Origin of the sequence: Mesorhizobium sp. M0571 (genome assembly GCF_040320985.1) — a bacterium.
Classification (GTDB): Bacteria; Pseudomonadota; Alphaproteobacteria; order Rhizobiales; family Rhizobiaceae; genus Mesorhizobium.
The window spans coordinates 12,845-27,041 of sequence record NZ_JAMYQT010000004.1; the positions used below are offsets into that span (position 1 = coordinate 12,845).

The window sequence follows — 14,197 nt, forward strand, 5'->3', positions numbered from 1 at the left end:
TCAGGACTCTCCAAGCCAGAATGTATCCGGCATGTAGACACCGAAATAGGCGGTCGGGTCGTAGCCGTAGAGCGCCTTGTCAGGCAGATTGCGCAGCCGCGAGGATGCCAGAATCGGCTGATGCGTTCCGTTCACCGTGCCGATCGAAAACACCTGATCGGTATAGATCGACAGCATTGAATTCCAGATTTCGGCGCGCTCCGTGGCTTCGGTCGATGCGTTCCAGCGCTTGAGCAAAGCCATCAACTCGACCACAGGCGGAAGATCGGGCGCTTCACCGACCTTGCCACGGGACAAGTAGTGAGCACCCCAGAGCGGCCATTGCAGCTGGTCGTCGACGGTGGGGGCCAGTTGGTACGGGTTCATGTCGGCGGTCGGCACACCATTGTCGATGCCCGACCACATCGACATCATGATCTGGCCACCAAGCGCGCGGCTGCGGAAGATGTCGCGCTGCGAAGTCCGGATGAACAGGGCGATGCCGATCTTGCGCCAGTGATCGGTGATGAGCTCGAGCGCGTCGGTTTCCAACGTGCTTTCGCCGGCCGTTTCCACTACCAGCTGCGCCGAGCGTCCGTCGGGAAGTATCCGCAGGCCGTCATCGTCACGCGCCTGAAGCCCGACCTCGTCGAGCAGGGCATTGGCCTGGTCGGGATCATGGGCGACCCAGGCTTTCGCGAATTCCGGCCGGTAGAGCGGGCTCTCAGGCAGGACCGTATCGGCACTTTCCTGCGCTAATCCGTAGAACACAGCCAAATTGATCTCGCGCCTGTCCACAGCGAGCGAAAGTGCGCGGCGCACCCGCACGTCACGAAAAAGGCCACGCCACACCTGGTCGGCACAATTCAGATTGGGCAGCAGCGCCAGCCGCGAACCCTGTGTGCGTTTCCAGAGATGCATCTTCACCGGGTAGCGCTTCTCCGTATCCTTCAGGAAGGAGTAATCGCTGAAGTCAATTCCCATGGCTTGCAGGTCGCTCTCGCCCGCACCGGTCTTGGCGGAAATGATCGCCGACGAGCTGACATTCATGACAATCCGGTCAACATAGGGCAGTTGCCGGCCATTCTCGTCTATTCGATGAAAGAACGGGTTCCGCTCGAAGACGAACTGCTCAGCCGGCGGCTTGGTCCGGTTCTGCCAGGGATCGAGCGTCGGCAGTTCCGGGTTCTCCGGGCGATACTGCCGCGACATGCGGATATGCAAGAGCGTCCATTTCTGGGCCCGGTTCTCCTTCATTAGGCCGGCGAGCCGGAATGGATCCTGGTATTTCTTGTGGAACTGCTTGAGATAGGCGGCTGGCAGAACAAGCGATAGGGGCGAAGCAGCGGCGAGCTTGGGCAGGAAGTCGGGATTGGGCGCATCCCAACTATAGCGGACCGTCAACGGATCGACGATCTCGAAGCGTGGCGGCTTGCCGTCCGCCAGCAGGGCCGGGGCGAGCCCGCCTTGCGAAAGCTCATCGTTCAGCCAGACATCTTCCCAGCAATAGCGAAAATCCTCCGACGTCAGCAGGCTACCGTCAGACCATTTATGTCCTTCTCGTATCTTGAAAGTGAATACACGATCATCCGCTACATCGAAACTTTCGAGAATGTCGGCTTGCAGGTTAAGGTTTTCGTCATAGCCGACCAGGCGAGCGTACCCGTAGATCGTCATCATCCGGATATCTTTCTGGCTGCCGATGATCGTGCGCAGCGTGCCGCCATATTGGCCGGGCTGCCGGCCCATCGCAGCGAGATTCAACGCGCGCGGGCGCTTGGGCAGGCGTTCGGCGAGTGCCGGCAGCGCTCTGGCCTTCAGCTGCGGCTCAAGAAATTCCGGCTCCAAATCGCCGGCCTGCAACGTGCCCGGCAGAAATGCCGAAGCCATGAGTCCAAGGACGGTGCGCCGGCTGATCAATGGCGTAGCTCGCTGACATCGGCCGAACGTCGGGCCAGCACGAGGTGGCCGCCGCCAAGATCGAGCGGCGACAGCATATCCTCGTCGCCCTCGTCGCGGAATTGCGGCCCCCATGCGCTGGTGTCGGAAGCGCCGCTGAGTTTCAGCGTCTTGAAATCCATCGGCCTGTCGAGATCGGGGAAAGGTACTGCGGCGACCAGTGAGCGCGTGTAGGGGTGGATAGGTTTCCTAAGCAGAATTTCGCGCGGCGCGAGCTCGACGATACGCCCGCCGCACATCACCGCGATGCGGTCTGCCATGTAGTCCACCACCGCCAGGTTGTGGGATATGAACAGGTAGGTCAGGCCCAGTTCCTTCTGCAGGTCCTTCAGAAGGTTCAGGATCTGCGCCTGGACAGAGACGTCGAGTGCCGAAACCGGCTCGTCGCAGATCAGGAGTTCAGGCCCCAGCGCCAACGCGCGCGCGATGCCTATACGCTGACGCTGCCCGCCGGAGAAACTGTGGGGATAACGCTTTATGAAGCGCGGATCGAGCCCGATTGCCTGCATCAGGCTCTTGACTGTGGCGAGTCGGGACGCGGCATTGCCACGTCGATGGATTTCCAGCGGCTCGCTCAAAATGTTCTCCACCGTCATGCGAGGTGAAAGCGACGAAACCGGATCCTGAAAGACCATCTGGATTTTCGCGCGCAACAGGCGCAGCGCGTCTCCCTCGGCTTCCAAGACGTCGATCGGACCATCGCGGCCGTTAAAGATCACAGAGCCGCCGCTAGGGGTGACAGCCCGCATGAGGATCTTGCTGACGGTGGTTTTGCCGGAGCCGCTTTCGCCGACAAGACCCAGGCACTCACCCCGCCTGATATCAAAGCTCACGCCGTCCACGGCGCGAACAGAGGTTTGATGATCTCCGCCGAACCATCCGGACTTGCGGATCGTGAAGGTCTTTGTCAGATCCTTGACCGACAGCAGGAGGTCGTCCGGCCCCTTCGATGCCGGCGCCGTCTGCTTGCCGAGCAGGTTCTCGACATTCACCGGCACCTCGCGGAGCGCCTGTAGCCTTTCGCCAGGCTTTAGGTCGAAATGCGGAACGGCTGCCATCAGGCCCTTCAGGTAAGGGTGGCCTGGCCGGCGGAATATCGCCTCCACGGGTCCCGCTTCCATGATCTCGCCATGGTACATGACCACCACCTCGTCGGCTACATTGGCGACTACGCCAAGGTCGTGCGTGATCAGCAGCATCGCCATGTTCAGCTTCGTCTGAAGCTCGCGCAGCAATTGCAGGATTTGCGCCTGGATGGTGACGTCCAACGCCGTCGTCGGCTCGTCGGCGATCAACAGGGCGGGCCGGCAGATAAGCGCCATGGCGATCATTGCGCGTTGACGCAATCCTCCCGAAAGTTCAAAGGGATACATGTCATAGGCGCGCTTGGGGTTGGGAAAGCCGACAAGGCCGAGCATTTCCTCGGTCCGCGCCTTGCGCTTCACCCGAGCCATGGGCGTATGAATCTGCAGGGATTCGCTCACCTGATTGCCGATCGTATGCAGCGGCGACAGTGATGTCATCGGCTCCTGAAATATTTTGCCGATGCGGCTGCCTCTCAACGCCCGGATTTCGGGTCCGTCACGCGGCATCTGCAGGATATCCTGCGTCGTGCCGGGCTTTTCAGGATCGGAAAACAGGATACGGCCGCGAACATGGGCTGTGTTCGGCAAAATGCCCATCACTGCCTGGCTGAGAACCGATTTTCCGGAACCGGACTCGCCCACAAGCGCGGTAACCTTGCCGGGCAGGACGCGAAGATTTGCACGCCTGACGGCATGCAACGGTCCCCCTATAATGGCAAAAGAGATGCCAACATCCTCGATCCGCAGTAGATCAACGCCCAAATTCATTCTCACACCAGCCCCCACTCTGGCAGGTCCAGAAGGCGAGACTACCGCATTGCCAGCCTAGAGCAACTTGGATTCGAACAGTTGCCAGTTCCCTGGCGGAACCGGCGACCGGACTGCATACCAAACGCGTTCGGATCAGATCGTGGCGGTTACTGGAGCTTCCTCGGGTCGCCCGCCGACAGCCGCGCGGCATCGCGATGAAGCAGCATGACCTGCTCGGCGTCCGATATTCGGTCGTAAATCGGCTCCAGCGCACCGTCTTCATCGAGTGCGAGAGCACCCGACAAATCGGGTGAAAGCACCGTCAGCTTCTTCTTGATGCCCGCCAGTTCCTCCTTGCCGAGCGTCAGCCAGCTATTGGCGCTGCAATAGCCGGCGAAATCTTCGCTGGCGAGAACGCTGTGCGAATATTTCTTGGTCAGGGTCTGAAGGCGCTGGACCTCGTTTACAGCCGAGCCGAAGGCAGAGAATGTGAGCCGGTCGGTAAGCCCGACATTGCCGAACATCACATTGCCGACATGCAGGCCGATACCGAATTTAATGTCGCCCAACCGCTGCTCCTTTCTGCGCAGATTGAGATCCATCATGCGCGCGGTGGCCTTGTGCGCTGCCGCAAGGGCAGCCCGGCAGGCGATCTCGGACTGCGCACGGTGCCTTTCGCAAGGGTAGACGGCAATGAAGCCATCCCCCAGGAAACTCATGATCTGCCCGCCTCTGCGATTGAAAGGTGCAGCAATGGCATCGAAAAACTGGTTCAGCGTATCGATATAGATTTCGCGGCCGGAGGTTTCGGCAAGCCTTGTCGACCCGCGCATATCGGCCATGACCAGTGCAGCCCGGATTGTGTCGCCCTCGCCGCGCTTGATCTGGCCGTCCAGCACCCGCCTGCCGGCGTCGCCGCCGAGATAAGTGGTCATCATGTTGTCGGCAAGCTTGGTGAGCACCGCCATCTTGGTTGCGATAGCGAGATGGTTCTGGATGCGCAGCAGCGCCGAAATCATGCTGTCGCTGAAGCCTGCAGCACTGTCGGTGGACCAAGACCCGATCATGCCCTGACTGGTGTTGCCGCTGAAGGGATGGACGAAAGCCATGTAGTCGGTGACGCCCATAAGCTTGAGGTCATCGAAAACAGGAAATTCCGACGGCACCGACGGGTCGAGCCGGCGCCGCAGATGGTCGAGCTTGTGGCTGAGCAGATGGTAGTATGGGCTGGTCAGGAATCTGTCAGAATGAACGCCGTCCTCATTGCGGAAGCCTTCCACTTCCAGGCCCTGGCCGCGGAGCCAGGTGAAGCCAAGCGCGTCATAAAGCGGATGAAGCATCGAAAAGCTCAAATGCACCCGCTTCAACGGCAGGCCGGCAGCAGCCAGCCGTTCACAAAAGCCCCTTACCAATGTTTTCAGGTCGTCGCCCGCCAACGCCGATTGGGTCAGCCAATCGGCAACCTTATCCATGAGAATGGCAGAAATTTCTGCTTGCGCTGTGTTCATGCTATCTCGAAATCTCCTTGATCCGCCACAAATTCGCCGGCTCGGACGCCGTCAGGCCTTCACCACGGTCTCTCGGGCTAGCCCGAGGCGGCCAAAAACATTGCGTGTATCGACGATCAGTCGAGCGTAATCCGCGATCGCCTGATAGTCGATCGCGTCGTGGTCGGTTGCAACGACGACAGCGTCGAAATCCTTCAAGGCCACCTCGGTCAATTCGACCGAGCGACGCCCCTTGATCGCCATATGCTCCCGTGTGGCCGGGATTTCGGTAACATGCGGATCGTGGAATTCCGCCTTGCCGCCCCATTCCTCGATGAGTTCAATGAGCCGCAATGAGGGGCTTTCGCGGATGTCGGGCACATTCTTCTTATAGGCGAGCCCGATGATGAGAATGCGCGAGCGGCTGAGCGCCTTGCCGCAGCGCCGGTCCAGCGCCTTCGCCAGTTCATCGACTACATGACGCGGCATCGCCGTGTTGATCTCTGCCGCCAGCTCGATGAAGCGGGTCGGCAGTTCGTATTCGCGCGCCTTCCACGTCAGGTAGAAGGGATCGATCGGAACGCAGTGCCCGCCAAGTCCAGGGCCAGGATAGAAAGGCATGTAGCCGAAGGGCTTGGTCTTTGCCGCCTCGATCACCTCCCAGATGTCGATTCCCATCGCACCGAGCAAGACCTTCAACTCGTTGACCAGGGCTATGTTGACCGAGCGGAAGATGTTTTCCGTCAGCTTGACCGCCTCGGCGGTCGCCGTGGTGGAAACCGGAACGACGGTCTTGACCACACCCTGGTAGAAAGCCTGCACGAGCGTCGCCGCTTCAATGCCGTCACCTGCCACGACCTTGGGGATCGTCGCGACTTCAAAGCTGCGGTTGCCGGGATCCTCGCGTTCGGGCGAGAAGCCGAGGAAGAAGTCTATCTTCGACTGCAAGCCGGTTTTTTCCAGTATGGGCTTGATCACGTCGTCGGTGGTGCCAGGATAGGTAGTCGATTCCAGTACGATCAGCTGGCCGAGACGTAAATGCTTCGCGATGGTGCCTGCCGTGTTCCTGACAAAGGAGAGATCCGGCTCGCGGTGTTTCGTCAGCGGTGTCGGAACGCAGATGATGATGACATCGCAGACGGCCAGTTCGGCAAAATCCGCAGTGGCGCGGAACCGTCCGCTCGCCACCTGGCCGGCAAGGGCTGTCGACGTCACCGCCTCGATGTAGGATTGGCCGTTGTTCAGGCTCTCGACCTTCTGGGCTTCGATGTCGAAGCCGGAAACCGGGAAGCCGGCGCGTGCGATCGCAACCGCCAGCGGCAGCCCGACATAGCCCAGTCCGATCACGCCGACTTGCGCGGCACGCGTCGAAATCCGGTTCAGAAGACGGTCATATGTCGATCGTGAGGCGTCCAACAATCTGCTTCCCGTCAATTCGGACAGGCCGTCCGCTTCCATGGTGAGGCCCACCGGCCCCAAGAGCCCCGAGGCATATTGCGGAAAATCGATGTCCGCAAGCCGTCAGACCGGCACCTTCGCCTTCAGGCTTGCGGCAGCCATCGCATAGCCGCCGGCGGCGCCATCGATGAAATGAACGTGATCGCGCTGCAGCGGCGATGCGACGAGGCATGTCATCAAGGCCGATTTCTGGCGGTGCAGGCCATAGCTGCAGATGCCCGCCTCTTCCGCCTGTTTCAGCCGGTTCTCGATCCGTTGCAACACATCCGTGTCAACGTCGATGGTCATCTTCAAGCCATCGTCGAACTTCCGGAAATCCGAATTGCTGGCCACTTCGCGTTTGTATATCTTCGGATCGAATCTGCCGATCGTCCAGCCATATCTGTCGGTGACGGCCGTAAGCGTCATCAGGAACACTATCCACAGCTTCGACAGCCACCGCCATCCTGCCGGCGCCGTGGCGCGCGCCTCGATATCGAGGCCGGCGGGCAGCAAACTGTAGTCCGGCCCGTTCACCGGCACCGGGTGGCCATCACGTTCCTGCCTGCCGGCAAGGGCGATGATGTCGGAAACCAGAGATTGAAAACCGCGCAGGTCGCGCGACGCCCCCGGTATGGCTATGATCGAGACGATTTCGCCATGCCGGGCTTCGATCGGGTTCCAGCGGCACGAGAGGCCGGTCAGATCCGGCCGCGCGCCGGCCGGCGCAGGATCGATGCGGTAGCGCCCCGCTTTCATCTCGGCTTCCGCCCAACTGCCGCCACCGCCGGCGAACATGGCATAGAAGACCGCATCGGAGGCTTGGAACCTCGCCACGCGAACGTCGAGGCCTTGCGCTCTTATATCCTTTATCGGCACGATTGCGGCACGCAAGGTCAGATCCAGTTCGTCCGCCACCCATCTCTGGACAGCCGCCAGCGCGTTGCGGGTGATCTCCAGCGCCGAGCCGGGAAACGCCACGAGCGCGCCGTCGCCGCCGAAGACAAAGGGAAGATCTTGCCTACCCAGCGCATTGAGCAGCGCCGAAATGACGCTGGCGCCGGCCATATTGACGGTTTTGTAGCGCCCCGCCTCGATCGCCTTGGTCGAGCCGACGATGTCGGCGGTGGCCAGCGCCCAGCTATCGGGGAGAGGCCGATAGTTATCGATATCGGCAACGCTTTCGAACCTGGCGAAGACCGGCAGAGAAGCAACAAACGGATCGGACGCGGCAGCTGTTTCCATGAGCATCAGATAGCACATTCCAGTGCTTGAGGGTGAAGTCGATCATGCTTCGAAATTGACTTGCGCAGGCTTTCCGATGATAGGGTCCGGCGATGCGAATTGCCTTCTATGCGCCGCTGAAGTCGCCCAATCATCCCGTTGCCTCCGGCGACCGCCAGATGGCACGGATGCTGGTCAAGGCGCTGGAGCATGGAGGGCATAGCGTCGAACTGGCATCCGAATTGCGCTTCTATCTACGCGAACCGGATTCGAAAAGTTTCGATGCGCTCAAGATCGAGGCCCGGGAGGAAGCCGCGCGGCTGGCAAGGCTTTGGGATCGTGACGGCAAGCCCGATCTGTGGTTCACCTATCATCCCTATTACAAGGCGCCCGACCTGATCGGGCCCGAACTGGCGTTGGCCTTTGGTGTCCCCTATGTGACAGCGGAAGCCTCCTATTCGAGGCGGCGCAACACCGGTTTGTGGGCCGATACGCAAGCGTTGGTGGCGCGAGCCGTCGAACAGGCGGCGCTGAACATCTGCTTCACGCAAAGGGATCGTCAGGGACTGGCAGATGCGGTACCCGACGCCGCTTTCGGCATGCTTTCGCCCTTCATCGACACATCGCTATTCCGGGAAACGCCGGCACGGGGTTGTCCGACGCGCCTCGTTACCGTCGCCATGATGCGCCCGGGCGACAAAGTCGAAAGCTATCGCATGCTGGCGCAGGCGCTCGGTTCGATCGGTCACCTGCCCTGGACCATGTCGGTCGTCGGGGACGGACCTGCCCGCGAGGAGATCAAAGCGCAATTCGCCGGCTTGCCCGCCGAGCGTATCGAATGGCTTGGCGCGATTGAGCCAGCCGCCGTGCCGGATGTCCTCTACAGTGGGGGAATTTACGTCTGGCCGGGTTTCGGCGAGGCCTATGGCGTTGCCTATCTTGAAGCACAGGCCGCCGGCCTTCCGGTCGTGGCTCAGGACATCGCCGGCGTGCCGGAGGTCGTCCGGGATGGCCAGGCCGGGTTTCTCACCCCGCCGGGCGATGTGGCGGCATTCGCTTCTGCCATTGAAAGGCTTCTGGCCCGTAACGACGAAAGAACCATCATGGCCGCGGAAGCCAGACGTTTCATCCTCGAAGAACGTTCTCTCGGTGCTGCGGCGGCGCGTCTGGCCGAACTTCTTGCGAAGATCCCGGTTTCATGACATCCGATCAGATCTGGCAACACTTGGTGGAGGAACTGGCGAGCCGGCAACGGGCGGACCGTAAGGCAGAGTTCTGGCTGCGCGACGATGACGCCGTGGATCCGACGCCTGCGCTTGATCGGCTGCTCGACCTCACCGGTAAATTCGCGGTTCCGGTGACTCTGGCCGTCATTCCGGCCCTGACTGATGAGAAGCTTGTCGTCCGGCTTGACGAGGCGCCGCATGCCACGGTCGCCATCCATGGCTGGGCGCACCGAAATCATGCGCCCGAGGGCCAGAAAAAGCAGGAGCTCGGCGCGCATCGGCCACGCGAGGCGGTGCTCGATGATCTGGCTCGCGGGCTGTCGCACGTAACCGGCCTGCACGGCGCACGTGCCGTTCCAATGCTGGTGCCACCCTGGAACAGGATCGACGCCGGCTTGGTATCCGAACTTGGATCGATAGGATTTGCGGCATTGTCGGTCTATGGGCCGCCGAGGCGGGCTCCACTGGCGGTCATCAACAGCAATGTCGACATCATGGATTGGCATAGCACGCGCGGCTGCCGCGATCACGGCCTATTGGTTGAGGCTATCATCGCGCAACTGCGGCATGCAATCGACGGCGGCGAATCGGTCGGACTGCTCACCCACCATCTCGTACATGATGAATCGGCCTGGCTTTTCCTCGAACGGCTGTTCACCGTCACCGCACAGACTGAAGCCTGCGCATGGCTTCCGATCAGGACATTGATCGGGCGCAGTGCCGGTAGAGGAAAATAGCTCAGCGCTTTTTGCGCAGTGAGACTGGAAGTTTGAGCGTCTGGCCATCCCGCGCGGCAAAAGCGCCGGTGAACCTGTCCTTGGCCAGTTTCTGGATCTTGTCCAGTTCCTTGTCAGTGCGTGTCGGATCGTGGTGAAATAGCGCAAGCCTCCGCGCACCGGCCGCCTCACAGAGCTTGACGCCCTGTTGCCATGTCGAGTGCCCGTAACCGCGGCGGCGTTCCATTTCCTCCTCGGTGTAGGTGCAATCGTAAATGACGAGGTCGGCATCTTCGATCAGGCCGAGCACCGCCTGATCGAGTTTGTCCGGCTCGTGCTCAGTGTCTGTGATCACCGCCACGACGCGGCCGCCCCATTCGACCCGGTAGCCTATGCAGCCGCCCGGATGCATAAGACTGCCGGTTCGGACCACCACCCCTTCGCGCGGGCGAAGCACGTCTCCCGATACGAAGTCGCGATAGTCGAGGCTTGCCTTGCAGACCTCCAGTTTCACCGGAAACCACGGCGGCCGCATGAACTCATCAACCATCTGCCGGGTCGTCATGTGTCCTGCAAGATGCCCGGACCAAAGCGTAACCTTGGCGCCCCGGTCATAGATCGGCGCAAAAGACGGCAGCCCGATGATGTGATCGTAATGGCAATGGGTGAAAAGCAGGTCGAAATCGGTCAAGCCCAACGCCTGAAGCGCGCCGCCGGCAGGCCGTAGGCCAGAGCCTGCGTCGAACAGAAGCGTATGCTTACCGCATCGCATCTCAATGCAGATTGAGTTGCCGCCATAGCGAGAGAATTCTGGGCCTGATACCGAAATGCTGCCGCGGACACCCCAAAACCTGACCAGGAAAACGTCGTCGTCCATGCTACCCCTTCGCCCATCATATCCAAACAACTGCTGCTAGGCGAGACAGGCTTTCTCCGGGTGACCTTCTCAGCGAGAGGACAGTGCCGTCACTACGGCGAGGATCGAGCGCACGTCATTCGTTATTTGGCGCTTCGTGCGTCGATCAGATCCGCGGTCGTATGGCTTAGGCGATCGGCAAGAACCCGCAATATCTCGATGGTCATTTCCGGGAACTCCCTCATAAGCCTTAGGAAATGATCCTTGCTGATTCTCAGGGCTTCCAGCGGACTTGCCGCTCTGACGGTGGCAGTGCGGGAGCTGTTGCACAATATGGCGATCTCGCCAACGATCGAATTTGGCATTAGTTCGGCAACCTTTATCGGTCCGCTGTCGGAATCGACCAGAATATCCGCCCTGCCTGAAAGGATGACATAGGCGGCGTCTCCCTCATCGCCCTGCCGGAAAAGGATCTGGCCGGCGCTGTAGCTCACACGATCGGATGTGAACGCAAGCAGCTTGAGCTTTGTCGGCTCGATGGCAGAGAACAAGGGAACGCGTTGCAGCATTCCAACTTCATCCTTGAGCAGCATTGTCGCAAACCTTCCAAAATTCGCGTTTGCCAGACTAGAGCAACGGACGCCCAGATGGAATCAATTCTCTTTCCGGGATGGCGAGACAAACCACGCGAAAGGTGGCGAGCCCGATGTCGTGCACCGGCAGAATGATCCCATCTGAATGTCCGTTGCTCTATGACAACAGTTCCTTGAAGATACCGTTCCCTGCCAAAAGTGTCTCGTGTGTTCCGTCTTCCGCCAATTGACCCGAGTCGAAGACGATAACGCGATCGAACATCATCGCCATGGCCGGATTCGTCACGACCCACACAATTGCCGGCGAATGGCCGTCGCGCCTGGCTTCCTCGAGCACATTTCGCAGCACCTTATCTTGCATGCGCTGGTCGAGCGCCGACAGCGGCCGGTTGAGAATGAGAAAATCGGGACGCTTGAGCAAGGCCCGGGCAACATCGAGCTTCTGTCGCTGTCCACCGGTCAGCCGCCTGCCGCCGGAGCCGACGTTGAAGTCCAGGCCGACATCCAGAAGTTCGCCATAAAGCCCCAGTTCGTCAAGAATGTCATAGACGATGGAGCGTATGCGGTCGGGCGCGTCGGGATGATTGTTGCCCACACGCCCGAACAGGACATTATCCATGACGGTGGCCGCGGCAATGTATTTGGCAGGATCATACCGTTCGACCGCATTGTGCAGCTCGGGCGGCAGGTCTTCATAGAACCGGTTGCGTGCAGCGACGATCTTGCTCATCAGCTCGTCGCTCAGCAGGCCGAAGCGGTGCCGGGGCTCGATGTAGGCAAAGCTCAAGGTGACGATCATGGCGCGATCGTTCTCCGAAACCGCCTCGTAGGGACGGTTCTTGAGCCGTTGCAGCAAGGTTTCGTAGGCGGGTATCTCCTCCGCGCTCATGAAGGCGAGCTGCTGGAAGAACTGGTGATCGGGCGGCAGGTCGGCAAACAGCTCGATCGCCTGTTTGGCGATCTCCAAGCCCATTTCGTAGAGCGTGCGGTCGAGGCCGGCTTGCCTCAGCACGGAAGCAAAATAGGGATTGGCCGCCAGGGCCCTGTCGGCCAGTTCGGGGCCGGCGGCAGCGCCGAAGAGCAGGTTTTGGCCGATCGTTGCTTCCTTGTTGTAGGCGCCCGGTTCGAAAGGAACCACCAGTCCGCTCAGCCCCTCTTGTTCCAGCCGGGTCCGCAGCGCCGCACGCAGTTCGACGATCCGCCTGGCAAGCTCCGTGTGACGCGTGAGGTCGGCCGAAGAGCGCAAGCCGAGATCCAGAATGTCACGCGACAGAACAACCGCGTCGAGCACCCGGCGCACGGCTTCAAAGAGGTCGTGCGGGCCGGTAGCGCCAGCGGAAGCATAGTTGATCCAGTCGCTGTGGATATCAAGATCCGGATTGCCCGACCGGCGCGCCTCGTGAATGTTCCAGCGGTGCTGATCTGCCGCAGCACCGTCATAAGGCACCGATGTCAGCGGCGCATGCTTCAACCCGTAGAGCAGGTTGTCGCGGAGGCTTGCCTGGAACAGGAAAACATCCGACGAGGCATAGGACATGCGCCGGCCGGTTACTGCTTCGGGGAGTTCAAGCAGGTCGTCGGTGCCCGAAGCGACCCTTCCGCTGTCCGGCCAGTTCAGCCGCGCGAAGGCTTCTGCAAGCGCCTCCGCTCCACCTGTTGCGGTACTGACCAGTGCCACCGTCTCACCCGGCTTGACCTGGAGGGAGATACGGTTGAGGAGCATTGCACCGCCATCGTCTGCTATGGACAGATTGATCGCCGACAGCGGCTTGGTCATCGGATCGGGATCGTCGATCGTCAATGCCCCGATTTTCGGCGCGATGAGACCTTCGACGGTGAACTGTTCAACGACCTGTTGATATTTGACCTGGACATCCTGCCGATCCTGATCCCAGTCGATCAGTTCCTTCATCGGTCCGGGCAGGTCCTTGTAGGCGCCGATCACGGCCACGAGCTGGCCGACGTCCAGCCGCCCCTGGAGGACCAGATACCCGCCGATCATGTAGAACAGAAAGGGCGTGAGCTGCGCGAGAAAATTGTTGAGGAACTTCACCATGAATTTCCATTGGTAAAGATCGAAGCGGATCTTGAAGATGAGCCCGAGCCGGGCAGCTATGTCGGCGCGCTCGTAGTTTGATGTATCGTGGACGTGAACCGCGCCGATGCCGTCGACGATTTCGCCAACCCGGCCCGAAAGCGCGCGCGCCGTCAACTGCCGTTGGCGCCCGAGCACGATCAGCCGCCGCCGCATTCGCGGGATGAGCACGATCTGGATCGCCACGATCACGACCGCTATCATTCCGAGCCAGACGTTCTGGATCATGATGAACAGCATGGCCGTCAGCGCTTGGCCGCCGAGCAGTACCGGCTGCAGGAAGGCGTCGCCGATGAAGCCGCCCAGCGGCTCCACCTCGTCCTTCACCATGGTCGCCACTTCGGCGGATTTCACCCGCTTGAAGTAAACCGGCGGAAAACGCAGCACACGGTCGACCAGATCGAAGCGGATACGCCGCAGCATGCGTTCGCCGAGGCGGCCCTTGTAGGTGTTGATGTAGAATTTGAACAGGCCGTTGATGACGACTAGCAAGAGGAACACAAGGCTCAGGGCAAACAGGGTCTCCTTGCGGTCGAGCTGAAAACCGGAGAAGAACTGGACCTCTCCAATGAACGGCAGGTTATAGTGTAGCCTCATGAATGGCTGGGTCGCGCCCGGTTGCTCGAAGCCGCGACCTTGGATCGGTCCGTTGACGATCAGCTTCGGCAGGTCGAAGGACATGAAATACGGGATCATCGAAAGCACGACGATCATCAATATCCAGAGCTGCTGCTTCTTGGTGTGCGTCCAGATATAGCGGGCTAGGCTGGCTTCCATATGCGACTGTGGA

At 60.4% G+C, this 14,197-nt stretch carries 10 protein-coding genes; 2 read left to right on the forward strand and 8 right to left on the reverse strand.

The window, feature by feature from the left end; genetic code table 11:
• The 5 genes from NKI85_RS06455 to NKI85_RS06475 all read right to left on the reverse strand — a co-directional run bounded on the left by NKI85_RS06455 (position 1) and on the right by NKI85_RS06475 (position 7,960).
• A complete protein-coding gene (locus tag NKI85_RS06455; protein WP_352529916.1) occupies positions 1–1,899 on the reverse strand; it encodes an ABC transporter substrate-binding protein in 1,899 nt (632 codons plus the stop codon).
• Positions 1,896–3,791, reverse strand: coding sequence for an ABC transporter ATP-binding protein (locus NKI85_RS06460; RefSeq protein WP_352529914.1), 1,896 nt, complete (start codon positions 3,789–3,791; stop codon positions 1,896–1,898). The genes NKI85_RS06455 and NKI85_RS06460 overlap by 4 nt, the downstream gene beginning before the upstream one ends.
• Positions 3,792–3,940: 149 nt before the next feature.
• Entirely contained in the window at positions 3,941–5,281 is a 1,341-nt protein-coding gene (locus NKI85_RS06465) for an adenylate/guanylate cyclase domain-containing protein (RefSeq protein WP_352529912.1), read from the reverse strand.
• Positions 5,282–5,332: 51 nt separating this feature from the next.
• Complete coding sequence (locus tag NKI85_RS06470; protein ID WP_352529910.1) at positions 5,333–6,676, reverse strand: nucleotide sugar dehydrogenase; 1,344 nt, start codon at positions 6,674–6,676, stop codon at positions 5,333–5,335.
• Between the two features lie 105 nt (positions 6,677–6,781).
• Positions 6,782–7,960 carry a DUF3095 domain-containing protein gene (locus tag NKI85_RS06475; protein WP_352529908.1) on the reverse strand — a complete coding sequence of 393 codons (1,179 nt, stop codon included), beginning with the start codon at positions 7,958–7,960 and terminating at the stop codon, positions 6,782–6,784.
• 74 nt (positions 7,961–8,034) lie between these two features.
• Between NKI85_RS06475 and NKI85_RS06480 the strand changes: the two genes are divergently transcribed.
• Both NKI85_RS06480 and NKI85_RS06485 read left to right on the forward strand, forming a co-directional pair.
• Positions 8,035–9,123: a glycosyltransferase family 4 protein gene (locus NKI85_RS06480; protein ID WP_352529906.1), complete on the forward strand. Its 1,089-nt coding sequence runs from the start codon at positions 8,035–8,037 to the stop codon at positions 9,121–9,123.
• Entirely contained in the window at positions 9,120–9,884 is a 765-nt protein-coding gene (locus NKI85_RS06485; protein ID WP_352529904.1) for a polysaccharide deacetylase family protein, read from the forward strand. The genes NKI85_RS06480 and NKI85_RS06485 overlap by 4 nt, the downstream gene beginning before the upstream one ends.
• 1 nt (position 9,885) lies before the next feature.
• Here the strand turns inward: NKI85_RS06485 and NKI85_RS06490 are convergent, their stop codons facing one another.
• The 3 genes from NKI85_RS06490 to NKI85_RS06500 all read right to left on the reverse strand — a co-directional run bounded on the left by NKI85_RS06490 (position 9,886) and on the right by NKI85_RS06500 (position 14,184).
• Positions 9,886–10,740: an MBL fold metallo-hydrolase gene (locus NKI85_RS06490; protein WP_352529902.1), complete on the reverse strand. Its 855-nt coding sequence runs from the start codon at positions 10,738–10,740 to the stop codon at positions 9,886–9,888.
• 122 nt (positions 10,741–10,862) lie between these two features.
• Positions 10,863–11,312, reverse strand: coding sequence for a cyclic nucleotide-binding domain-containing protein (locus NKI85_RS06495; RefSeq protein WP_352529900.1), 450 nt, complete (start codon positions 11,310–11,312; stop codon positions 10,863–10,865).
• A gap of 157 nt (positions 11,313–11,469) precedes the next feature.
• The gene (locus tag NKI85_RS06500; protein ID WP_352529898.1) at positions 11,470–14,184 is read right to left on the reverse strand and encodes an ABC transporter transmembrane domain-containing protein; all 2,715 of its coding nucleotides are present in this window, start codon (positions 14,182–14,184) and stop codon (positions 11,470–11,472) included.
• Positions 14,185–14,197 lie beyond the last annotated feature (13 nt).